Source organism: Streptomyces sp. NPDC001700 (assembly GCF_053596435.1).
This window is the reverse complement of sequence record NZ_JBSFGE010000032.1, coordinates 64368-87230: the sequence shown is the minus strand read 5'-3', so window position 1 is coordinate 87230 and position 22863 is coordinate 64368. Positions and strand designations below refer to the sequence as shown.

Genomic DNA, 22863 nt, shown 5'->3' with positions numbered 1-22863 from the left:
ACCTCGTGTGTGTGAGTGCGGGTCAGGCGGTGGGGAGGTGGGTGGCGGCCTCGCCGAGGGTGGCGCCGATGATGTCGACGATCCGGTCCAGCAGCGCGCGGTCGCTGATGAGCGGCGGCGCTATCTGCACCAGCGGGGCGGCGCGGTCGTAGACGCGGGCGAGCAGTCCGGCCTCGCGCAGCCGCCGTGGGATGAGGTCGCGTACGAGTGCGGCGCGCAGGGGTTCGCCGAAGGCGCCGTGTTCGCCGTCCCCGGCGAGTTCGACGGCGTAGAAGTAGCCCTCGCCGCGCACGTCGGCGACGATCGGCAGCGTGCTCAGCTCGGCCAGCCGTTTGGCCAGGTGGTCCTGGCCGTCGCGGACGCCCGCCAGGATGCCGTCGCGTTCGATGATGTCGATGCTGCGCAGGGCGATGGCCGCGCACAGCGGGTGGCCGCCGAAGGTGTAGCCGTGGTTGAGGACTTCGCCGGGGCGGTTGAGGACGTCGGCGACCCGGGTGCTGATCATGGTGGCGCCCATCGGGGCGTAGCCCGCGGTCAGCCCCTTGGCGAGGGTGATGAGGTCGGGGCGGGCGCCGTAGCGGTCGCCGCCGAACCATTCGCCGAGCCGTCCGAAGGCGGTGATGACCTCGTCGGCGGCGAGCAGGAAGCCGTACCGGTCGGCGAGGCGTCTGAGCCCCTGCCAGTACCCGGCGGGCGGCGGGATGCAGCCACCGCGGTTCTGCACGGGCTCGGCGATGAGCATGGCGATGGTCTCCGGGCCCTCGTCCAGGATCGCGGCTTCCGCGTCGGCGAGGAGGAGTTCGGTGAAGGCGGCGTCGTCGAGCGGTTCGGGCAGCCTGGCGCGGTTGGTGTCGGCGATGAACCGGGTGGTGACGGCCGAGGGCCCGTACGGCTGGGTGAGGCCGGGGTCGTCGGTGAAGGACAGCGCGCCGAGGGTGAGCCCGTGGTAGGCGCCGTGGCGGGCGATGGCCTTGGTGCGGCCCGGTTCGCCGCGCAGCGCGTGGTATTTGCGGGCGACCTTCCAGGCGGTCTCGACGGCCTCGGAGCCGCCGCCGCTGAAGAAGGTGTGGGTGATGCCGTCGGGGGCCAGCTCGGCGAGCCGGTCGGCGAGGGCGAGCGCGGTGGGGTGCGCGGAGCTGGACCACAGCGGGCTGTAGCACAGCTCGCCGAGCTGGTGGCGGGCCGCGTCGGCGAACTCGGCGGCGTAGCCGTAGCCGAGCTGGGCGCAGTACAGGCCGGACAGTCCGTCGATGTAGCGGCGGCCGTCGGCGTCGTGGACGTACGGGCCCTCGCCCCGGGTGACGACGAACAGGTCGCGGCCCGGGGCGCCGATGGATCCGTTGGCGGTCATGTTGAGCAGCAGATGCCGCTCGGCGGTGCGGTGGCCGGTGGTGGGAAGGGCTTCGGTGCTGGTCATACGGCGTCGCCTCCGGGGGCGAGTCCGGCGGCGTTCTCCACCGACAGCAGGGAGTGCTGGCGTCCCGAGCCGATCCAGCGCACCAGGCCCACCAGGACGAGCGCGAGCACCGCGAAGGCGATGAGCACGGCACTGACCGCGGTCACGCTCGGGTCGACGTCGTAGGAGAGGGCGTTGAACACCTGCACGGGCAGGGTCACGGTGTTCGCGGAGGACAGGAACTGGGAGATGAAGAACTCGTCGAAGCTGGTGATGAAGGAGAAGATGGCGGCCGCGACGATGCCGGGCGCGGCCATCGGGAAGGTGATGCGGCGGGCCACGGTGAGACGGCCCGCGCCCATGCTGGCGGCGGCGTCCTCCAGCCGTTCGTCGATGCCGCGCAGAGTGGCCACCAGGATCATCACCGCGATGGGCGACGCGAGGACGGTGTGGCCGAGGGCGATGGCGATGGGGCTGCCGAGCATCGCGGCGGGTTCGAAGAGCAGGAACAGCCCGAGCGCGGTGACGACCTGCGGGATCAGCAGCGGGCCGAGGACGAGGGCGTACACCGCGGAGCGCAGCGGCAGTTCGCTGCGGGTGAGCGCGGTGGCCGCGGTGATGCCGAGGATCACCGAGAACACGGTGGTGATGGCGGCCACCAGCACGCTGAGCGACAGCGCGGCGGGCCATTTGCTTCCGTCGGCGAACAGCGACCGGTACCAGCCGAGGGTCCAGGTGCTGGGCGGGAACGAGCCGAAGGCGTCGCCGCCGAAGGAGGTCACGACGATGACGATGATCGGCATGGCCAGGAAGAGCAGGATGAGGGTGGCGGCGGCGGTGAGCGCGATCCGCCCCGTCCAGGTGCCGCGCAGTCCGGTCATGACGTACTCCTCTTCTTCGCGTTCATGACGTACTCCTCTTCTTCGCGCCCGCGCCGATGGACCGGGCGGTCTTGAGCAGCAGCAGTCCGGCGAAGGTGATGAGCAGCAGGACGACGCCCTGGGCGGCCGCCCCGTTCCACTGGTCCTGCTTCATCACCTGGTCGTTGATGAGGGAGGCCACCATGGTCTGCTTGGTGCCGCCCATCAGGGCGGGGGTGATGTAGTAGCCGAGGCACAGGATGAAGCTGAGCAGTCCGGCGCTGGCCAGGCCGGGGGCGACGAGCGGCAGATAGATACGGACGAAGATGCGCACGCGTCCGGCGCCCATGCTGGCCGCGGCGGCGAGCAGCCGCCGGTCGACGCCGCGCATCACCCCGTACAGCAGCAGGACGGTGTACGGGAGCATCACGGCGGTGGTGCCGATGACGACGCCGGTCTCGTTGTAGAGCATCCGGAACGGGGCGCCGGGGATCTTGAGGCCGGTGAGGGACTCGTTGGCCAGGCCCTGGTCGCCGAGCAGGATGATCCAGCCGTAGGTGCGCACCAGGGCGCTGATGAAGTGCGGTACGACGACGATCAGCATGACGAGCCCGGCCCAGATCGGCCGCAGCCGGGAGAGCGCGTTGGCCAGGACGAAGCCGACGGCGAGGCTCAGCAAGGACGTTTCCGCGGAGATCCGCAGAGTGGTGAAGAGGACCGAGAGATTGGCGCCGCTCAGCGCCTGCGCGTACCAGTGCAGGGTGAGCGATCCGTCGGTGCTCTTCAGGCTGAGCAGCAGGGTGCCGAGGATGGGGAAGACGAAGAGGACGAGCAGGTAGAGGACGATCGGCGAGGCGTTGAGCAGGCCGATCCGGGCCCTGCGGGTGCCCACCAGCCGGTGGCGCAGCCCGCGCGGGCGGCTCGGCTTGGGGGCGCTGTGGGGGCGTACGGGCGTGGCGGGGCGCACCAGGGATCCGGCCATGGCTCAGCCGTCCCGCTCTGCCGGGAAGACGTTGATGTCCTCGGCGTCGGCGGTGAGTCCGACCCGCTCGCCGGTGACGGGGGCGCGCCCGGCGGGCACTTCGAGACGGAGCGGCGGAGTGTCCTCGGCGATCCGTACATCGCTGCGGACGAGGGTGCCCACATAGGTGACGGTTTCCACGGTGCCGGTACAGAACCCCTGCTCGGGGGCGCAGACGCGGAGCCGGCCGGGCTGGACGGCGGCCTGCACCGGCTGGCCGGGGCGGAGGGGATGGGGGCGCGCGGTGAGCAGTCCGCCGTGGTCGAGGCGGACCAGGGTGACGTTGTCGTCGCCCTTCATCACCCGGCCGGGGAGGAAGTTGGCGGCGCCGAGGAAGTCGGCGACGAACGGGGTCCGGGGCCGCTCGAAGAGTTCGCGCGGGGTGTCGAACTGGTCGATGCCGCCGTCCCGCATCACCGCGATGCGGTCGGAGAGGACCAGCGCCTCTTCCTGATCGTGCGTCACATAGATGACGGTGAGGCCGAGTTCGCGCTGAATGGCCTTGATCTCGATCTGGAGCTGGTCGCGGAGTTTCTTGTCGAGCGCGCCGAGCGGTTCGTCCATGAGGATCACCGGCGGGCGGTAGATCAGCGCCCGGCACAGGGCGACGCGCTGCTGCTGTCCGCCGGACAGCTCGCGCGGGCGGCGTCCGGCGAAACCGGCCATGCCCGCCATCTCCAGGGCCTCGTGCACCCGCCGCCGGATCTCGGACTTGGCCACGCCGCGCAGTTGCAGCGGGAAGGCGAGGTTCTCGAAGACGGTCATGTGCGGGAAGAGCAGGTACTGCTGGAAGACGAAGCCGAAGCCGCGCTTCTGCGGGGCGAGCCGGGTGACGTCGCGGCCGCCGACGGTGACGGTGCCGGAGTCGGGTTCGACGAATCCGGCGACCATCATCAGGGTGGTGGTCTTGCCGGAGCCGGAGGGGCCGAGGAAGGTGACGAACTCCCCCGCCGCTATCTCCATCGAGGCGGAGTCCACGGCCACGGCGCTGCCGTAGGTCTTGTGGAGCCCCACGATGGACAGGGCCTTGCCGGTGGGCGATGTCTGCGGGGACGCGGTGGTCATGGCGGGTTCGGGGTCGGCGATGTGGAGGTCAGGCACGGGACCACTCCAACCAGCGCTTGGCGATGGTGTCTTCGTTCTTGATCCACCAGGCGACGTCCAGGTCGAAGCCGGATTCCAGGTGGGCGGGCGAGCTGGGCAGATTGGCCTTGATGTCGTCGGAGAGCTGGTCGTAGGCGGACGGGACGACCGGGCCCATCGGATAGATCTTGGCGAACGCGGCCTGGACGTCGGGCCGCAGGGAGAAGTCGATGAGCTGGTAGGCGGCGTCGGTCTTGTCGGTGCCCTTCGGGATGCCCCAGCCGTTGGACTGCCTGCGGGCGCCGTTCCACTGGTACGCCATCGGGCTGCCGCCCTTGATCAGCGCGTCCAGCCGCCCCTGCCAGACGCTGGTCATCACGACTTCCTTGCGGCCGAGCAGCACTCCGGGGAGCGCGCCGGTGTCCCAGTACTTCTTGACCGAGCCCTTGATCCGGTCCATGGACTTGAACGCGCGGTCCACGTCGAGCGGGTAGAGCTTGTCCATGGACACGCCGTCGGCGAGCAGGGCGAATTCCAGCTCGGGCAGGTCGGCGTCCTGGGTCTGCAGGGAGCGGCTGCCGGGGAACTTCTTCGTGTCCCAGAAGTCCGCCCAGGACTCGGGCTCGCGGTCGCCGAAGGTGTCGGTGCGGTAGGCCATGACGCTGGCCCAGTAGTTCTTGCCGACCGCGTAGTCGGTGACGAGCTTGCTCGCGATCCGGGCCTTCTTGAAGTTCTTCAGCCGGTCGTGGTCGAGCTTCTGCAGGGCGCCCTTCGCGCCGAGCTTCATGAAGTCGGCCATCGAGTCGTCGATGACGTCGAACTGCGGCCTGCCCTGCTTGATCTGGGCGAGCATCTGGGCGTACTGGATGTTGACGACCCGGATGGAGATGCCGGTCTCCTTGGTGAAGGCGTCGTACAGCGCCTTCTGGTTGGCGTCCCCGTAGGTGCCACCGCTGTTGCGGACGGTCAGGGTCTTCTTGCCGCCGCCGCTGTCGGCGCGGCTGGTGCCGGTGCCGCAGGCGGCCAGCGACGGCAGGGCGGCGACGGCGGCGAGGCCACCGGCCCCGCGCAGCAGCGCTCTGCGGCCGATCAGGGGATCTCTCATCACTGCACCTCCGGGTTGTGCGGGTCGGGCGGGTCGAGCGGGGTGGCGGTATACGGGGTCGCGAGGGCGGCGAGTTCGGCGCCGGTGGCGACGGTGAGGCCGTGCATCCCGTAGAAGAGGCGGCCGGTGGCGGGCGCGGTGACCTTGTGTTCCCGGCCGTCGGCGGGGTCGACGAGGCGGCCGAGGATCTGGCCTTCGGCCACGTCCCCGCCCCGGCCGGTCTCCGGGTACCACAGGCCGGTGGCCGGGGAGGTCACGGACGCGGCCCACACCCACTCCCGGGTGGCGGGCGATGTGGTGTCATCCGGCAGCGGGTCGAGGGTGCCGAGGTGGCGCAGCAGCCGGAAGAGGCCGTCGAGCAGGGTGCGTACGGTGTCGGGGTCGCGGTCCCCGAGCTGGCCGGTCTCGATGAGGATGGCCGGTATGCCCCGGCGGGCGGCGGCGGCGTGACTGTTGCCGCCGGTGGCGTCGGTGCCGAGGATGACGTCCGGGTAGCCGACGGCGCGGGCCATGCCACGGGCGGCGGCGTCCAGCGCGGCATCGCCGGTGAGGCGGTAGCCGACGAAGTCGGTCAGGGTCTCGTCGATGCCACCGCTGTGCAGGTCGGCGTAGGCGTCCGCGCCGGGCAGCAGCTGGGTGAAGAGCCAGTCGGCCAGCCGCTCGGTGGGCCCGCCGTCCGGGTCGCCGGGGAAGACCCGGTTGATGTTGACGCCATCCAGCGGGGATACGCCCAGGCGGCCCTGGTAGACGGCCGGAGGGTTGGCGACCGGACAGAGGACGACCTGTCCGCACACCTCCTCGGGGGTCAGCAGGGCGGCCAGCCGCGTGGCGGCGTCGACACCGGCGAACTCGCCGCCGTGCACTCCGCCGGTGAGCACGACGCGGGGGCCGGGGCGGACACCGTTGACGAGCGTGACCGGGAGGTCGACGGTGACCGGGCCGAGGTCCACGGGGAGGGTGCCCCGGGTCTTGCGGCCGGTGTCGGCGGTCAGCGGACCGACGGTCAATGTCATCTCGTACCTTCCGTGAGGGGTGCCCGAGGGCTCAGGCCGTGGCGCGGTCGCGCGTGGACAGGAAGTCGATGGGCTGGAGCGTGTCGCCGTCCAGCGCGAGGTCGGCCGCGATGTCGCCCATGGCGGGCGAGAGCTTGAAGCCGTGCCCGGAGAATCCGGCCAGCAGCACGATGTCCTCGCAGCCGGGCAGCGGGCCGACCAGCGGGCGGCTGCTCTCGGTGTAGCCCTCCATGAAGACCGAGAGCCGCACCGGGTCGGGGTGCAGATCCGGCATGAAGCGGCGGGTCAGCTCGGTGAAGACGGCCAGTTCCTCCGGTGCCACGGTGCGGTCCAGCCGCTCCGGGTCGGCCACCGCGCGGTGCAGGGCACGGGAGAGGCCGAGCTTGACCGAGATGCCGTCGGGTGAGGGCAGTCCGTAGCAGTGGGTGGGCGCGGTGCGGATGAAGGCGGGCGCCTCGGCGCCGTGCCAGTCATGGGCGGTGGGCAGGAACCAGGCGTTGACCAGCCGCCGGATGTCCACCTCCCACTCCAGGTCGGGCAGCAGTTCGTTGACCCAGGGGCCGACGGTGACCACGGCGGCGTCGTACGTCTCGGTGCCCTGGTCCGTACGGACGGCCACGCCACCGCCCGCGGGGGCCACCTCCCGCACCGGTGTGTAGCGGTGCAGCCGGGCGCCCAGCCGCTCGGCGCGGGCGGCCGCGGTGTGCACGCTCAGCTCGGGCCGCAGAAATCCGGCGTTGCGGTCCAGTACGGCGGCGTCGCCGTCCTCGACACGGAACTGGGGGAAACGTTTCGCCAGCGCGTCCGCGTCCAGCACCTCGTGGTCGAGGCCGTGTTCGGCGATGGACTCCAGAACGGTGCTCATCTGGTGGTGCTCGGTGGGGCCCATGAGCAGACATCCGGTGAGCCGCCGCAGCTCGCGGCCGGTCTCCCGCTGGAGCTCGTTCCACAGCGCGTCGGCGTGGCGCAGCAGCGGTACGTAGCGGGAGTCCTCGAAGTGGGCGCTGCGGAAGATCCGGGTCTCGCCGCCCGCCGCGCTCCGGTCGTGGCCGGGTGCGTACCGGTCGTAGCCGGTCACCTCCGCACCCCGGGAGGCCAGCCGCCACATGGCCTGGCTGCCCATGGTCCCGGTGCCGATCACCGCTACGCGCTTCCTCGTTGCCACGGATGCCTCCTGGGGTGGAGTGGCGAGGTTTCCCAGACGGCCTGTTCCACAATGTGGCATGCCGTGCTAGATTGCAGCATCAATGTCGCAGCGCTCCAGGGACCGGTCAAGGGACCGTGCAACGAAAACTCCAGAAGTTAATGGCGGAAACCAGATGGAAATGAAGAGCGTGATCCGCAGCCTTCGCATCCTCGAAGCGGTCGCCCAGCACCAGCCGGTGACCGTCGGCGAGCTGACGAAGATCTTCGGATTGCCCAAGTCGACCGTGCAGCGCACCCTCGTGACGCTCAACGAGGCGGGCTGGCTGCGCGCCAGCCGGGGCGACACCACGCGCTGGGAGGTCGGCGCCCGGGTGCTCGCGGTCCGCCCGGCGGCACACCAGGGGTCGAGCCTGTTCGCGGCGGCGCGCGAGCCGATGTGCCGACTTCGCGACGCGGTCAACGAGACCATCCACCTGTCCGTGCCGGACGGGCTGCGCTGCATGGTCATGGTCGACCGGGTCGACTGCACCCAGGCGGTGCGCACCTATCACCAGGTCGGCGACACCTCGCCGATGCACGCCACGGCCACCGGCCACGCGGTCCTCGCCCTCCTCCCCGCCGACGAGGTCGACGAGGTCATCACGGACGGCCTGGACCGCTACGGCGACGCCACCATCACCGATCCGCAGGAGCTGCGCGCGGAGCTGGAGCGGGTCCGGCGGGACGGCTACGCCGTCAATCGCAACCAGTACCTGCCCGACGTCTGCGCCATCGCCGCGCCGATCCTCGCGGGGAGCGGAACCCCGGTGGCCACCGTCGCCATCTCCATGCCCGACTCCCGCTACGACCCGCACGCGGTGGACCGGTGGGGGCGGCTGGTGGCCGACACGGCGGCGGAGATCAGCGCCCGTCGTTTCGAATGATGTCACTGATGTCTGTGATGTCAGCAGATATCCGGGCCATGCTCGGCGAGCGAATACCTCTTTGTCAATAAGTCGCTTTCGCGAGGGAGACATCGGACCTGTCGAGCGGAATTGCCGCAAGCATGCCCTCGAATTCGCCTCCATCCGTTGACCTCATCCGATGTTTCTCCTAGGTTGCGGTCGACCCTGAACACTGGAGGCGGTAGATGAGATCCACGCTCAGGCGCATTTCCGTGACCGCCGTGGCGGCGCTGGCCGTCCTGACCGGGGCGCTGCCGGGCACCTCGGCGGCCGAGGAACGGCAGGGGCGTACGTACTACGTCGCCACCTCGGGCTCCGACCGGGACAGCGGCAACCGGAGCCACCCTCTGCGCACCATCGGCCGCTGCACCGAGCTGGTCCGGCCCGGGGACACCTGCCTGATCCACCGGGGGACCTACCGCGAGCGGGTCGCCCCGCCCTCGGGCCGCGCGGGCGCCCCGATCACCCTCGCGGCGTACGGGGACGGGCCGGTCACCGTCGACGGAACGCGGACCGTGACCGGCTGGAAGGACGCGGGCGGCGGTCTGGTGGCCGCCGATGTGAGCCTGCCGCTGGCCCGCGACGAGAACGCGCTGTTCCTCGACGGCGGCCGCGCCATGGAGGGCCGCTGGCCCAACTCCGGCCCCGATCCGCTCAATCCGTCCTGGGCGGTCGCCGAGCGCAGCTCCACCGATCAGCACATCGACGACCCCGATCTGCCGACCGGTGACCTCACCGGCGCCACCGTCCATCTGTGGGCCGGGTCCAACCCGTGGAGCCAGCAGACCGGCACCGTGACCGCCACCGCGAAGGGTGCCCTCGATTTCAAGGGCGGCAATTACCGCTGCACCCCGCTGTGCATGGGCGACCAGACCTACCGCAACTATTACCTGGTGGGCGCGAAAGCCACTCTCGACCAGCCCGGCGAGTGGTATTACGACACGGGCGAGAAGCGGCTCTTCCTGGTCCCGCCGAAGGGCGGCATGGCGGGCCACACGGTGACCGCGAAATACGAGAAGTGGGGCCTCGACCTTTCCAACAGTTCCCATGTCACCGTCCGCGGGCTCGGCGTGTGGGGCACCTCGCTGCGCACCGGGGAGAAGAGCACCGGTGTGCTGGTGGAGGGGCTGCGGGCCCGCTATCTCTCCGAGTTCTCCACGCTGCCCATGCCACGCGACGACGAGCTGGCCATCCCGCCGGGCGAGGGCCACATCGTCGCCTCCCGGGTGCTCGACTCCGGCGTCCAGATCCTCGGCACCGGCAACACCCTGCGGGACAGCGACATCGGCTTCTCCGCGGGGACCGGTGTGCTGCTGCGCGGCAGTGGCAACACCATCACCAACAACTACATCCACGACGTGGGCTGGATGGGCAGCTACACCCCCGGCATCGAGATCAACGGCAGCGGGCAGACCGTCACCCACAACACCGTCCGGCGCACCGGCCGGGCGAGCATCGACACCGCCTGGCAGCTCAACGGTGTGCCCTTCAAGGACAACCGCATCGCCTACAACGACCTGTCCGAGGCGATGCGCACCTCCCGCGACGGCAGCCCCTTCTACGTCTGCTGCAACCTGGACGCGACGGGGACGAGCGTCGACCACAACACCGTCCATGACGCGGACGGCCAGGTCGGCTACTACATCGACAACTCCTCCAGCCAGTTCCTGCTGCACCACAACGTGGCGTACAACACCGGCACCCGCGGCACGTTCTTCAACGGCCACAGCGGGGTCAGCCTCGGCAACCGCGACCACAACTCGACGTACGGGGCGGGCGTTTCCACCGCCGTGCGGCTGAGCGGCGCGACGGACGCCACCGGTACGTACGTCAGCAACGACGTGGCGCTCGCCCCGATGGAGATCTCCGGTCCTGGCGATCCGGCCCCCGTGGTGCGCAACAACCTGCTGCCGCCGGCCGACCCCCGGTACACCGACGCCCGCAACGGCGAGCTGTGGCCCCGGGCCGGATCCCCGGCCATCGACGCGGGCGAGACGGTCGACGGGGTGACCACCGGGGTACGCGGCGCCGGGCCCGACCAGGGCGCGTACGAGTACGGGGCGCCGATCTGGTCGGCCGGGTGCGATCTGGCCGGGTGTGAGTCGCGGGTGCGCAACGACGGGTGGAAGGCCACCTTCTCCGGGGGCGGCTCCGGGGGCGGTGACGCCTCGGCCGCCGTCGACGGTGTGCAGACCACCCAGTGGAAGGCGGGCGCCGCCCAGGCCGCCGGGCAGGCGCTGACCCTCGACCTGGGCGCGGCGAAGTCCTTCTCCCGGCTGGCGGTCGACGCCGGTCTGGACGCCACGGGCCACCCCTACGGCTTCACGGTGTCCGTCAGCCGCGACGGCAAGGACTGGGGCGCCCCCGTCGCCCGCGTCGCGGGCCGCTCCTTCACCCAGGACGCGGTTTTCGAGCAGCGCACGGCGCGGTACGTACGGATCGAGCTGACCGCGGCCGGTGATGTGCCGTGGGCGGTGAACGAGATCCGGCTGTACGCGGACGGGCCGGACGCGGCCAGCACGCTGCAGGCCGAGCGGGCTGAGGTGCTGCGCGGCGGCGAGCGCGGCGACGCGGCGACGGGTGTGCTGGGCTCCGGTGGCCTGGTCGGCTTCCGTCAGGTCGCGTTCGGGGCGGACGCGGCGGAGCGACTGACGGTGCGGATGGCGTCGGCGGGCTGCGGCAAGCCCTGTGCGCTGCGACTGCGGCTGGACGGTCCCGAGGGCCGGGTGGTGGCGACGCTGCCGGTGCGGGACACGGGTGGCGCGGACCAGTGGCAGGAGAAGTCGGTGCGGCTCGCGCGCGGGGTGACGGGCACCCATGACGTGTACCTCGTCGCGACGGGCGCGCGGAAGGTGGCCTCGGTCGACTGGCTGACGCTGCGCGGCTGACCCATCCGATGAGCGCGGCTGGAGCGCCCCGGTCCGTCAAGGGCGGCCGAGGCGGTCCAGCCCCTCGTTCACGTCAGGGCACAGCTCCCGGGCCGTGTCCAGGAAGGCCGCGAGGACCGGGGAGCGGTCCTGGGCGCGGAAGGACATCACCAGATCGGGCAGTTCCACGCGCGGACTCACCTCGCACACCCAGGTGCCAGGACGCGGCGCCGCCCGCAGACACGCCGGGCCGAGGCCTACCCCGACGCCGCACGAGGCCAGCCCGATGATGGTGTGCACATCGCGGGCGTCGGTGACCCCGCCGCCCGGCGCGGCCGCCCCGGTTCCGTCGCCCAGCAGCGCGTCGAGCCACCCGGCGACCACCGGTTCCTCGTCCTCGGGCGCCACGATCAGATGCTGCCCCCTGAGCTGTTCGACGGTCACCCTAGGCTGCCCCGCGAAGGGGTGAGCGGCCCCGACGACCGCGACCAGCTGGTCCCGGCCGACCGTGAGCGACACCAGCTCCTCGGCCCCGGCGCCCCGGGGCGCGCCACGCCCGATGCTGATGTCCAGCTCACCGCCGAGCAGGGCCGTCGCGGACTGGCAGGTCGACATCTCGTGCAGTCCCAAGCGCACCTCGGGGCGCTCCCGGATGAACCGGCCGAGCAGGGACGGCAGCAGCTCCAGCAGCGCCGAGCCGATGAAGCCGAGCCGCAGCCTGCCGGTCTCGCCCCGGGCGGCCCGGCCCGCGTCGGACACGGCGCCCGACATCTCGGCCAGCGCCCGGCGCGCCCTGGCCAGGAACGCCTCCCCCGCGGCCGTCGGGAACACGCCGCGCGCCGTACGGTCGAAGAGCCGGGCGCCCAACTCCCGTTCCAGTGCGGCGATTTGCTGGGACAGCGGGGGCTGGGCGATGCCGAGGGAAGCGGCCGCCCGACCGAAGTGCCGGTGATCGGCCAGAGCCAGGGCGTACCGCAGGTGTCGTGCTTCCACACGGGCGATGATATCGAGGAGCTATCGGCGGGCCGGTCGTGAGATATGGCGGTGGATGACGCCCGGGCACCGGGGTGGACTGTCGCCATGAGCGATCGGCCACTCCCGGCCAGAGAGGGTGTTCAGCGATGATTTTCGACCATCACGGAGACTCCGTCCGCACGAACCGTGCCACCGTCAATGGGACGAGCCTGCACTATCGGACGGGCGGGTCCGGTCCTGCGGGGGCTCGGCGACTCCGCCCGTCCCCCGGGCGGCTACGACTCCGCGACGATGGCCGACGACATCGCCGCGCTCATGACCCACCTCGGACACGAGTCCTAGAGCGTGATGGGCGAGGACTGGGGAGCGGTGATCGGCTACCAGCTCGCCGCCCGCCACCGCGACCGCGTGGGCGCCCTCGTGTTCGCCGAGGCGTTGTTCCCCGGGTTCGGCTTCGAGGATCACACCGCGCTCACCGAGGAGAACGTCTCCAGCGGGTGCGCTGTTACTCCATGCCCGGCGGCATCCGCGCCATGCTCGCGATCTACCGCGCCATGCTCGTGGACGCCGAACAGAACCGGCGGGCGGCGCGGAAGCCGCTGGACATCCCGGTGCTGGCGCTCGGCGGCTCGGCGTTCATCGGCGACCGGAACGAGGCCCAGATGCGGCTCATGGCCCGCGATGTCACGGGCCATGTCTTCGACGCCGGACACGACCTCGCCGAGGAGGTGCCGGACGAAATGGCCGCCGTGGTGCTGCCCTTCCTGGCGGGGCGGGGCTGACGCTGGCACAGTGACCGCATGGACTTCGCCACCGCCTTCCGCCGCGAGACCCTGGCGTTCGAAGCCGCCGCCCGCCGGGCCGCGGACGGGGGCGCGTCGCCGCTCGTACCGTCGTGCCCCGGCTGGTCGATGGCCGATCTGGTGCTGCATCTGGGTGGTGTGCACCGCTTCGTCGCCCGGATCGTGGAGGACGGGCTGACGGAGCCGCCGGACGTCACGGACGTGACGCTCTTCGGCCTCCCCGAGGACCGCGCGAACTGGCCCACGCCGGACGGCGGACCACACGCCGGACCGGTCCCGCCGGGCCTCGTCACGTGGTTCGCCGAAGGGGCCCGGGCACTGGAGGCGCACGTCCGTGACGGCGATCCGGGGCAGCGGGTGTGGACCTGGTCGCGGGAGCGGACCGCCGGGTTCTGGTGGCGGATGCAGACCATCGAGGCGGCGCTGCACCGCTGGGACGCCGAGAGCGCGCTCGGGGTGCCCGTGCCCGTCGAGACCGCCCTCGCGGCGGACGCCGTCGCCCAGACGTTCGAGGTCATGGCCCCGGCGCGGCGCGCCTGGAAGGAGGCGCCACCGGGCGCGGGCGAGCGGTTCCGGCTGCGGCAGACGGACGGGCCGGGCGGGTGGACGGTGTCGTTCGAGGGCGCTGAGGTACGCCTCGACGGGGACACCGCCGGGCCGTGCGACCTCGAACTGACCGGAACCGCCTCGGACTTGATGCTCTTCCTGTGGCGGCGGATCCCCGCCGACCGGCTGGACGGGGTGCGGGGCGACCCGGCGATGGCCGACCGCTACTTCACCCTCGTCCCGCCGGTGTGACCACGCGGGCGTCCCCCACCCCCGGTTAGTCCCGGTCGTACTCCTGGGAGATGACCTCGACGCGCCGGGTGCTCTGGTCGACGCGTACGGTGTCGAGCCCCATGGCGTCGAGCTGGCTGATCGCGTCCGCCTCCGCCACCGGATCCAGCACCCGCAGGGCGATGGCCAGGTCGTCGCCGTCCGCGGGCAGATCCTTGAGCAGCGACTTCATCAGCCGGTCGGAGCTGCCCTCGGGCGCCTCCGCGCCGACGGCCATGTGCACCATCAGCTGCTCCACACCGGTCTCGTTCCACCGGGCGTGCCCGATCCACACCGCGTGCACACCGGGGAAGTCCAGCAGCCGGTCGCGCAGGGCGTCGCGCAGGGCCACCGCGCGCGGGTGGGTGGACCACCTGAGGGTGAGCGTGCGGTCCTCGGCGAGCCGCTGGCCGCGCTGCTGGAGGATCTGGTGCAGCAGGTCCATGGGAACCCCGGCGTAGCCCCCGGGGGAAAACACCGACAGGGTCGCCACCTTGGTCTGCTGCTCGATGTCCAGCAGCCGCGCCGCATCGCAGTGCACCGCCCCGGCGGCCTGCGGAAGCCGCTCCCGGCAGCACTCTTCGCTGGTGTATCCGGGCAGGCTAGGGCCGCTTCCCTCCATGCCGACGAACATCACCGAGCCGTTCGCGTCCACGGGCAGATACACCCCGAAGTCCACGATGGCGTTGAGCAGTTGTTCCCCTTCGGTCCTGGCGGCCTGTCGGTCGAGTATGTCGGCGAGTGCCTGGTTCCCTGTTGATGTCACGCACCGAGCATAAAAGGTGTGCGGATGCCACGATGAACGGACGGGGACGACGAGCGAGGGAGCCACGCATGAAGAGCGCGGATCTGCTGGCCGACGCCTTCGGCCGGGTGCGGGACGCCGTGCACGAGGCGGTCGAGGGGCTCACCCCGGACGACCTGGCCGTGCGCCTGGACAGCGGCGCGAATTCCGTCGCCTGGCTGGTGTGGCATCTGACCCGCGTCCAGGACGACCACATCGCCGACGCCGCCGGGACCGAACAGACCTGGACCACCGACGGCTGGTACGAGCGGTTCGGGCTGCCGTTCTCCCCGGCGGCCACCGGCTACGGCCACCGCCGCCGGGACGTGGCCAGGGTCCGGGCGGCGGGCGATCTGCTCCTCGGGTACCACGACGCCGTGTACGAGGGGACGGTGGCGTACGTACGCGGGCTGCGCAACGCCGATCTGGACCGCGTCGTGGACGAGGCGTGGACCCCGCCGGTGACCCTCGGGGTGCGGCTGATCAGCGTCATCGAGGACGACATGCGGCACGTGGGGCAGGCGGCGTTCATCCGCGGCGCGCTCGGCAGGCGCTGACCGCCGCCCTCGGGGTGGCGGTCACCCGGTGGCCACCCCCGGGGCGCGCTGGCGGATCGGGGTGCACACCCCCACCGCCACGATGAGCAGGAACAGGGCGGCGGACCCGAGCAGCGGGCCGCGCACCCCGAACCGCGCCACCAGCGCGGTGAGCCCGGCGGCGCCCAGCGGGGCGAGCGAGTTGTGCAGCGTCCAGAAGGCCGAGGTGACCCGGCCGAGCAGATGGTCCGGGGTCACCGCCTGGCGCAGGGACATCGAGGAGATGCCCGCGAGCGCCATGCCGAACTGGTAGCACAGCACCGTCACCGTCGTCCCCAGCACGGTGGTGGACCGGGACAGCAGGCCCAGCGCCAGCGCGCACAGCGTGTTCGAGCCCAGCCAGCACACACCGAACCCCAGGGACCGCCGCAACACCGGGATGAGCACGGCGGCCAGAACGGTCCCGGCCCCCGCCACGCCCATCACGACGCCGACCGTGCGGTCGCTCCCGTCCAGCCCCTCCCGTATCTGGTAGATGAAGACGTCGGTCATGCCCAGGCTGAGCAGCGAGACGCCGGTGAGCAGCACGGTGAGCCAGCGCAGCACCGGCGCCTGCCACAGGAAGACGAACCCGGCCAGGAACTCCTGCTTCGCCCTGCGCCATCCGGTGACCCCGGCGGCCCCGGCGGGTGGCGTGGCGTCCTCGGCGGCCGCCTTCCGGAAGCGGATCAGCGAGAGCGCGAGGGCCGAGGCGGCGAAGCTCGCCGCGTTCACCGCGATCGCCGCCGTGGGCCCGAGCAGCCCGGACAGTCCGCCCGCGAGCATCGGCCCGGCGATGAAGGCGATGGCGTTCGTCGTGGTCAGCCGCCCGTTGGCCTCGATGATCCGCTCAGTGTCCACCAGATTGGGTACGGCGGCGACATACGTCACCTTGAAGACCATGTCGAAGACCGCGCCCAGCGCCATCACCACATAGAGCAGCCAGACCTGGGGACCGGCCAGGGCCCAGCTGGCGGGGATGAGGGCGAAGAGGACCACCCGGACCCCATCGCACACGATCATCAGCTGCCGCCGGGGCAGCCGGTCGACCAGGATGCCCGCGAACAGCCCGGTGCCGATCGACGCGACGCCCGCGACGGCCGTCAGCAGTCCCATCTGGACGACCGACCCGGTGGCCTTGAGCACCAGCAGCGGCAGCGCCACCAGGGCGAAGGCGTTGCCCAGTTCGGAGAAGGTCTGCCCGCACCAGAAGACGGTGAAATCACGGTTGGCCCATAACGGCTGCCGCCCCGCGGCCGTCCCGGCCCTGACCGCCCTCACCGCCCCTGCCGCTTCCGCCGGGCGGTGCGGGGCGCGGCGAGGGCGTCCCCGCTCTCCCGCACCGAGACACCGAGGGCCTGGGCGAACTGCGGTGCCAGTTCCAGGAGTTGAGTGCCGGTGATGGTGGCGCCGCGCAGCGCGTCGATCCCTTCGGTGATGTCCAGCCGGGCGGCGTCGCGCAGATCGACGCGGGTCATGCGCGCGTTGCCGCACCGCACTCCCTCCAGCGTCGACCCCGGGAAGGCGACGTCCGTCAGCTTCGCCCCGCCGAGGTCGGTGTCCCGCAGGACGCAGTCCGCGAAGGTGACCTCCCGCAGGTCGGCGGTGCGCAGGTTGACCGATTCGAACTTGCATCGGTGGAAGGTCACGCGGTGCAGCGACGTGCCGAACATCTCCAGTCCGGCGAGCACACAGCCGATCAGCTCGGCGTCCAGCCAGTCGCCGTCCGCGAGGTCGGAGCCGACCCAGCGCACGCCGTCCAGCCAGACGTCGTTGAAGCGGGCGCCACGGTAGCGGCCTCCGGTGAACGACACGGCGGAGAAGGCGGATTCGAGGAAGCGGGCCTGTCCGGCGTCGGCCCCCTCGAACTCGCCGCCGTCGAAGTGGACGGTGTCGTAGTCCCCGTCCACGGTCAAGGAGCCGTCGAACGGGCGCAGATGGCCCGCGTACGGCAGGTCGGCGAGCTGACGCGGGGATGACATGGCGAAACCTCATTTCCGGGGCGCCACCGGCCCGGGTGCGCGGTGTGCGAGATCGGTGGTGGATCGATAGTGCCATTCAACTTCCGCGGTCCCGACCGTTGACATGTGGTGTAAGCCACTCCTACCTTCGGGCAAGCCGGTTCGGGTCTCCGGCGATCCTTCGATATTTCGAACGCACGGATCTCCCGAGAGGTACGCGTCAGTGGTGTCGAACCGGTTCGACCAGCAGCCCCCGCCCGTCAACATCGGCGAGATCGCCCGTCTCGCCGGGGTGTCGCGCAGCACGGTCTCGTACGCGCTCAGCGGCAAGCGGCCGATCTCCGACCGCACCCGGCAGCGCATCCAGCAGGTCATCGAGGACCGGGGCTTCCAGCCGAACGCCAGCGCCCGCGCGCTGGCCCATGGCCGCACCCGCACCCTCGGGCTGGTGTTTCCGACCGTCAGCCGCCGCTACACCGATATGCAGCTGGACTTCATCAACAGCGTGGTCGACGCCGCCGCCGCGCACGACCACGACATCCTGCTCTCGCGCAGCGACGGCGACGGCGACGACTCCTTCCGCCGTCTGGTCGGCGAACGGCGGGTCGACGGCGCGCTGCTGATGGAGATCCGGGCGCCGGATTCGCGGGTGGAGCCGCTGGTCCGCTCCGGCTTCCCATTCGTTTCCATGGGGCACACCGAGGACACGGCCGCGCTGTCCTGGGTCGATCTGGACTTCGCGGAGCTGACCGCCGCCTGTGTGCGCCATCTCGGGCGGCTCGGCCATCGCCATCTCGCCCTGGTGGGCAGGCCCCGGGAGCTGTTCGACGCCGGATACGTGCCCGCACTCCAGGGGCGGACCGGCTTTCTGCGAGCCACCTCGGAACTCGGGCTCACCGGCGAGGTCCACCACTGCGGCGACGACGCGGACTCGGGCCAGGCGGTGGTGGCGCGGCTGCTGGACCGGGACCCGCGCACCACCGCGGTCGTGACCCTCAACGAGGCGGCGCTGGTGGGCCTGTACCGGGGTCTCGGCCTCGCGGGGCGTTCCGTACCCGGCGACTTCTCGGTGACCGGGGTGGCGGCGGCCCGCTGGGCGGAGGCCGTCACCCCGATGATGACCGGCGCCGACGTGCCCTCCGACCTGATGGGACGGCTCGCCGTGGAACTGCTGCTGGAGCGGCTGGAGGCCCCGGCCTCGGCGCCCCGGCAGCATCTGCTCACCCCTTCGCTCACCCCGCGCGCCAGCACGGGTCCGGCACCGCACCGCAACTGACCGACTCACCCCTCGGACCGACTCACCCCTCGGAGACGCACATGGCCAACTCGGAGCCGCACATGGCCAACCGAGCCGACAAGCCCCCGGCTGCCGCCGGGAGCCCCCTCCCCCGCCGCTCCTTCCTGCGGATATCGGGCTCCGGGCTGCTCGCCGCGGGGCTGGCAGGGCCCCTCACCGCCTGCGGTGGCGGCGGGGACGGCGGATCGTCGGGCAAGAACCTCGTCTGGTGGGACTACCTCGTCGAGGACGCCCGTCAGCCGGGCATCAAGGCCCTGATCGCCGACATCGAGAAGAGCGTCCCCGGGCTGAAGATCACCCGCCGGACCTTCCCGTACGCCGAGCTGGAGCCCGCCATCATCAAGGGCGCCGCCTCCGGCGATCTGCCGGACCTGGCCATCGTGGACAACACCTCGATGAACTCGCTCGCCCCGCAAGGGCTGCTCACCGACCTCACCGACCGGGTGAAGAAGTGGGGGCAGGCCGACGCGTACTACAAGGGCCCGTGGAGCAGCGGGGTCATCGACGGCAAGACCTACTCGGTCCCCAACAACGCCAACTGCCTGGCCCTTTACTACAACACCGAGCTGCTGGAGAAGGCGGGCGTCGAGCCGCCGAAGACCTGGGACGAGCTGTCCGCGGCGGCCCGCAAGCTCACCAAGGGCAGCACCTTCGGGCTGGCGATGAGCGCCATCAAGACCGAGGAGGGGGTCTTCCAGCTGCTGCCCTTCCTGTGGTCGGCGGGCGCCGATCTGGACACCTTCGCCACCGGCGGTGCCACCGCGCTCGGCTATCTGGGGGAGCTGGTACGGGCGGGCGCGCTCTCCCAGCAGTGCGTGGGCTGGACCCAGCAGGACGTCAACACCCAATTCACCTCCGGCCGCGCGGCCATGCAGATCAACGGGCCGTGGCAACTGCCCGGCCTCAAGCAGCAGTCCACGGTGAAGTGGGGTGTGGTGCCCCTTCCGGTGGACAAGGAGCCCGCGAGCTGCCTCGGCGGGGAGAACTGGGTGATCCTCAAGACCAGCGGCCAGGCGGGCCAGGCGTGGCGGGCCATCGAGCACAGCCAGCGGAAGAAGCCACTGGCCGCCTATCTGGGGTCGGTGGGGCTGCTGCCCGCGCGCAGTGACATGGCGGACAGCGGCGACTGGGCCACCGACCCCACTCTGAAGGTGTTCGTGCGGGAGTTCGCCAACGCCCGGCCGCGCGCGTACGGCGAGCACTATCCGCAGATGTCGAAGGCCATGGCCGTGGCGCTGCAGGCCACCCTGACCGGCAGCTCCTCCCCCGGGGCCGCCGCGAAGAAGGCGGCGGACGCCATCACGCCCAAGCTGTCGAAGTAGCGGGGCCGCGATGACCACGCAGAGCCTGCGGACCCGCCGCACCCGGGCCGGTTACGGGATGTCGGCGCCCGCGCTGCTCTTCCTCGGCGCGACCATGCTCTTCCCGCTGGTCTACAACCTCTGGACCTCGGTCCATCAGGTCGAGATCGGCGATCTGGTCACCGGCGACTGGGCGTTCAACGGCGCCGACAACTACGACGCGGTGGTGTCCGAGGGCGCCTTCTGGCACGCCGCCCGGATCTCGCTGCTGTTCACGGCCGGTTCGCTCGTCTTCCAGTTCACCATCGGCTTCGCGCTGGCGCTGCTGTTCGTACGGCGGTTCCCGCTGGCCGGGCTGTTCCGGGGGCTGATGCTGGTGGCGTGGCTGCTGCCGCCCATCGTCAGCGGCACCCTGTTCCGCTGGATGCTGGACGCCGACTCGGGCGCGTACAACGAACTGCTGCACACCATCGGGCTGGACGCGCTGGCGCACAACTGGCTGACCGACCCGGACACCGCGCTGCCCGGTGTCATCGCCGCCAATGTGTGGGTGGGCGTGCCCTTCAACATGCTGCTGCTCCTGGTCGGGCTCCAGTCCATCGACCCCACCCTCTACGAGGCGGCCGCCATCGACGGCGCCGGTCCCTGGCAGCGGCTGCGCCACGTCACCCTGCCGCTGATGCGGCCGGTGGCGGCGGCGGTGCTGTTGCTCGGCCTCGTCTACACCTTCAAGGTCTTCGACCTGGTCTTCGTGCTGACCGGCGGCGGGCCCGTCGATTCCACGACCGTTCTCCCCCTCTATGTCTACGAGTCGGCGTTCAAGCTCTTCCAGCTCGGCCGGGGCGCGGCGGCGGGCACGCTGCTGCTGCTCGTACCGCTGGTGGTGGCCGTGGCGTACGTACGCAGGCTGCGCAAGGAAGGAGCCGCCGCATGACCCGACCCCGCCGCCCCTGGCTGCTGACCCTGGTCGCGGGCGTCATCACCGCCTTCTTCCTGCTGCCGCTGTACTGGATGATCGCCACCTCGCTGAAACGCCCCGACGAGGTGCTCAGCTCTCCGGCGCAGTGGTTTCCGTCCCCGCTGAGCGGCGAGAGCTACGCGCAGGCGCTGGACAAGCCGATGCTCGGGCAGGCGCTGTTCAACAGCGTCGCCATCTCGCTGGGCGTGGTGGCGCTGACCCTGCTGCTCGCGGTGCCGCTCACCTACGCCGTGGCGCGCATCCGGATGCGCGGCTCGGCGGCCATGGTGCTGTCGCTGCTGGTGGCGCAGCTGCTGCCGAGCATCGTGCTGGCGGCCCCGCTGTTCATCGTCCTCCGGGACGCGGGGCTCAACAACACGCTGCTGGGTCTGGTGATCGCGGACACCACCCTCACCCTGCCCTTCGCGGTGATCGTGCTGCGGCCGCTGGTGCGCGCCATGCCCGCCGAGATCGAGGAGGCGGCGCTGGTGGACGGCTGCGGACTGCCGGGGGTGCTGTGGCGGATCGTGCTGCCGGTGATGCGGCCGGGGCTGATCGCGGTCGGCGCCTTCTCCTTCCTGCTCGGCTGGGGCGAGTTCGTGTTCGGCATCACCGTGAACAGCGACCCCGGGGTCCAGCCGGTCACCGTGCTGCTCAACACGTTCGTCGGCCAGACCGGCACCGCCTGGGGGCCGCTGATGGCGGCCGCCACGATCGTCAGCGTGCCGGTGGTGTGTGTCTTCGCGATGCTCCAGCGGTTCATCGTGGGCGGGCTCACCGCCGGAAGTGTCAAGTCCTGACGCCATTTATTGGCCGACCGGCATATGCTCAGCGCCCCGAACCGGACGATCTGCGGGCAGTTGCCCGCGATCATCCGGTTTCCGGGCTAGCTTTCCGCTTGTCCTGACGCAACGTCAAGATTTGTCGTCGGAAGGCGGGTTGAGCGATATGCGAAGCCGTAGGGACATACTGAGGACGGCCGGGGCCGTGGCGGGCGCCGCAGCGGTGGGAGCGATGGGCAGCGGCACGGCGGCCGCCGTGGACCAAGGGAGAGGGGCGGCGAAGAGTACGAGACGGATCTCCAGTTCCGTGGGGACCCGGCTGAACACCTTCCAGGACGCCTCCGGGCTGGTGACCGTGTCGGTGTTCTCCCACCGGGGGAACCCGCCCCAGCAGCACTGGATCGATGAGACCGTGCTGGTCGGCGACGGCGACATGATCGCCATCGGCGGCGGGGCCACGGCGGCCGAGTATCCGAACGGGGCGCTGCTGACCGCCTCGTACCCCACCGACGACCTCTCGGGCTGGACCGTCGGCTCGAAGGACCATGTCGACGCCCAGGCCCATGAGCTGACGTCCTATGTCATCGGTCTGAAGATCGCCGGGATGAGCCGGGACGAGCTGCTGCGCTCGGTGTACATCTCGCGCGCGGACAGCGGGGTGGCCCCGCATCCGGAGGCCGAGGCCGGGGTTCCGTCGTCCACCGACTACGTACTGGTCGGCGGCGGTTTCCGGGTGGACTGGCACGGTGCCGGAAATCTCGCCACCGCGTCCTTCCCGTCGACGGAGACCTCCTGGAAGGCGCGGTCGAAGGACCATCTGGCGTCCGATCCGGCCAATATCCGGGTGTTCGCGATCGCGCTGCGCCGCAATCTGCGGGTCGGGACCGTGTCGAACAGCTTCATGCGGGCCGACTCGGGTCAGTCCTCGCACCCGGCCGCCGTGGCATCGGTCGAGCCCGGGTTCGCGCTGACGGGCGGCGGCGCCGATGTGCACTGGCGGGGCGCGGGCAACCTGCTGTGGAAGCTGGAACCGGCGACCGGCCGGACGCCGAGCTTCAGCGCGGCCGCCAAGGACCACCGGGCGGCCGACCCGGCCACGATCACGGCGTACTCGCTGGGCATCCGGATCGGCTGACCGGCCCGGGCGGGCCCGGCGGGGCCCGCCCGGGGTCTCCA

20 protein-coding genes and 1 pseudogene are annotated in these 22863 nt (G+C 71.3%); 10 read left to right on the top strand and 11 right to left on the bottom strand.

Translation table 11 applies throughout. From position 1 onward, the window contains the following. Positions 1-22 precede the first annotated feature (22 nt). From ACWC5C_RS37385 to solA, 7 genes are read right to left on the bottom strand one after another with little or no spacing between them, the layout of a single operon-like run. Complete coding sequence (locus ACWC5C_RS37385) at positions 23-1417, bottom strand: aminotransferase class III-fold pyridoxal phosphate-dependent enzyme (RefSeq protein ID WP_450883002.1); 1395 nt, start codon at positions 1415-1417, stop codon at positions 23-25. Beyond that, positions 1414-2277: an ABC transporter permease gene (locus ACWC5C_RS37380; RefSeq protein WP_385441847.1), complete on the bottom strand. Its 864-nt coding sequence runs from the start codon at positions 2275-2277 to the stop codon at positions 1414-1416. Before ACWC5C_RS37380 ends, ACWC5C_RS37385 begins: the two co-directional genes overlap by 4 nt. Positions 2278-2299: 22 nt before the next feature. Then, positions 2300-3238: an ABC transporter permease gene (locus tag ACWC5C_RS37375; protein WP_450882999.1), complete on the bottom strand. Its 939-nt coding sequence runs from the start codon at positions 3236-3238 to the stop codon at positions 2300-2302. Positions 3239-3241: 3 nt separating this feature from the next. Beyond that, positions 3242-4342, bottom strand: a complete 1101-nt coding sequence (locus ACWC5C_RS37370; protein ID WP_450883032.1) for an ABC transporter ATP-binding protein — start codon at positions 4340-4342, stop codon at positions 3242-3244. 28 nt (positions 4343-4370) lie between these two features. After that, entirely contained in the window at positions 4371-5465 is a 1095-nt protein-coding gene (locus tag ACWC5C_RS37365; RefSeq protein ID WP_450882997.1) for an ABC transporter substrate-binding protein, read from the bottom strand. After that, on the bottom strand, positions 5465-6478 hold the full coding sequence (locus tag ACWC5C_RS37360) for a M14 family metallopeptidase (RefSeq protein ID WP_450882995.1): 1014 nt from the start codon (positions 6476-6478) through the stop codon (positions 5465-5467). Before ACWC5C_RS37360 ends, ACWC5C_RS37365 begins: the two co-directional genes overlap by 1 nt. A 31-nt stretch (positions 6479-6509) precedes the next feature. After that, a complete protein-coding gene (gene solA / locus ACWC5C_RS37355) occupies positions 6510-7643 on the bottom strand; it encodes an N-methyl-L-tryptophan oxidase (protein ID WP_450882993.1) in 1134 nt (377 codons plus the stop codon). 160 nt (positions 7644-7803) lie between these two features. Here solA and ACWC5C_RS37350 point away from each other — a divergent pair, with 160 nt between their 5' ends. Both ACWC5C_RS37350 and ACWC5C_RS37345 read left to right on the top strand, forming a co-directional pair. Continuing rightward, positions 7804-8547 carry an IclR family transcriptional regulator gene (locus tag ACWC5C_RS37350; RefSeq protein WP_450883030.1) on the top strand — a complete coding sequence of 248 codons (744 nt, stop codon included), beginning with the start codon at positions 7804-7806 and terminating at the stop codon, positions 8545-8547. 206 nt (positions 8548-8753) lie between these two features. After that, positions 8754-11456 carry a carbohydrate-binding protein gene (locus ACWC5C_RS37345; RefSeq protein WP_450882991.1) on the top strand — a complete coding sequence of 901 codons (2703 nt, stop codon included), beginning with the start codon at positions 8754-8756 and terminating at the stop codon, positions 11454-11456. Between the two features lie 36 nt (positions 11457-11492). Here the strand turns inward: ACWC5C_RS37345 and ACWC5C_RS37340 are convergent, their stop codons facing one another. After that, the gene (locus ACWC5C_RS37340) at positions 11493-12428 is read right to left on the bottom strand and encodes a LysR family transcriptional regulator (RefSeq protein ID WP_450882989.1); all 936 of its coding nucleotides are present in this window, start codon (positions 12426-12428) and stop codon (positions 11493-11495) included. 128 nt (positions 12429-12556) lie between these two features. On the opposite strand from ACWC5C_RS37340, the pseudogene ACWC5C_RS37335 reads away from it, so the two are divergent. After that, a pseudogene (locus ACWC5C_RS37335) lies at positions 12557-13192 on the top strand (alpha/beta fold hydrolase). 18 nt (positions 13193-13210) lie between these two features. Then, positions 13211-14011, top strand: a complete 801-nt coding sequence (locus tag ACWC5C_RS37330) for a maleylpyruvate isomerase family mycothiol-dependent enzyme (protein ID WP_450882987.1) — start codon at positions 13211-13213, stop codon at positions 14009-14011. A 25-nt stretch (positions 14012-14036) separates the two neighbouring features. Here the strand turns inward: ACWC5C_RS37330 and ACWC5C_RS37325 are convergent, their stop codons facing one another. After that, positions 14037-14795 carry a hypothetical protein gene (locus ACWC5C_RS37325; RefSeq protein ID WP_385441862.1) on the bottom strand — a complete coding sequence of 253 codons (759 nt, stop codon included), beginning with the start codon at positions 14793-14795 and terminating at the stop codon, positions 14037-14039. A 68-nt stretch (positions 14796-14863) separates the two neighbouring features. Between ACWC5C_RS37325 and ACWC5C_RS37320 the strand changes: the two genes are divergently transcribed. Beyond that, positions 14864-15370, top strand: a complete 507-nt coding sequence (locus tag ACWC5C_RS37320; RefSeq protein ID WP_450882986.1) for a mycothiol transferase — start codon at positions 14864-14866, stop codon at positions 15368-15370. A 21-nt stretch (positions 15371-15391) separates the two neighbouring features. On the opposite strand, the gene ACWC5C_RS37315 is transcribed toward ACWC5C_RS37320, so the two are convergent. Together ACWC5C_RS37315 and ACWC5C_RS37310 are read right to left on the bottom strand one after the other, a co-directional pair. Further along, positions 15392-16669 carry an MFS transporter gene (locus ACWC5C_RS37315; RefSeq protein WP_450882984.1) on the bottom strand — a complete coding sequence of 426 codons (1278 nt, stop codon included), beginning with the start codon at positions 16667-16669 and terminating at the stop codon, positions 15392-15394. Beyond that, the gene (locus tag ACWC5C_RS37310; RefSeq protein WP_450882982.1) at positions 16666-17370 is read right to left on the bottom strand and encodes a pentapeptide repeat-containing protein; all 705 of its coding nucleotides are present in this window, start codon (positions 17368-17370) and stop codon (positions 16666-16668) included. The genes ACWC5C_RS37315 and ACWC5C_RS37310 overlap by 4 nt, the downstream gene beginning before the upstream one ends. A 202-nt stretch (positions 17371-17572) precedes the next feature. Here ACWC5C_RS37310 and ACWC5C_RS37305 point away from each other — a divergent pair, with 202 nt between their 5' ends. From ACWC5C_RS37305 to ACWC5C_RS37285, 5 genes are all read left to right on the top strand, one after another. Then, on the top strand, positions 17573-18625 hold the full coding sequence (locus ACWC5C_RS37305) for a LacI family DNA-binding transcriptional regulator (protein WP_450882980.1): 1053 nt from the start codon (positions 17573-17575) through the stop codon (positions 18623-18625). Positions 18626-18666: 41 nt separating this feature from the next. Then, entirely contained in the window at positions 18667-19968 is a 1302-nt protein-coding gene (locus tag ACWC5C_RS37300; RefSeq protein WP_450882978.1) for an ABC transporter substrate-binding protein, read from the top strand. A 10-nt stretch (positions 19969-19978) separates the two neighbouring features. Next, the gene (locus ACWC5C_RS37295) at positions 19979-20881 is read left to right on the top strand and encodes a carbohydrate ABC transporter permease (RefSeq protein ID WP_450882976.1); all 903 of its coding nucleotides are present in this window, start codon (positions 19979-19981) and stop codon (positions 20879-20881) included. Next, positions 20878-21705: a carbohydrate ABC transporter permease gene (locus ACWC5C_RS37290; protein WP_450882974.1), complete on the top strand. Its 828-nt coding sequence runs from the start codon at positions 20878-20880 to the stop codon at positions 21703-21705. Before ACWC5C_RS37295 ends, ACWC5C_RS37290 begins: the two co-directional genes overlap by 4 nt. A gap of 289 nt (positions 21706-21994) precedes the next feature. After that, entirely contained in the window at positions 21995-22822 is an 828-nt protein-coding gene (locus ACWC5C_RS37285) for a hypothetical protein (RefSeq protein WP_450882972.1), read from the top strand. Positions 22823-22863: the final 41 nt, after the last annotated feature.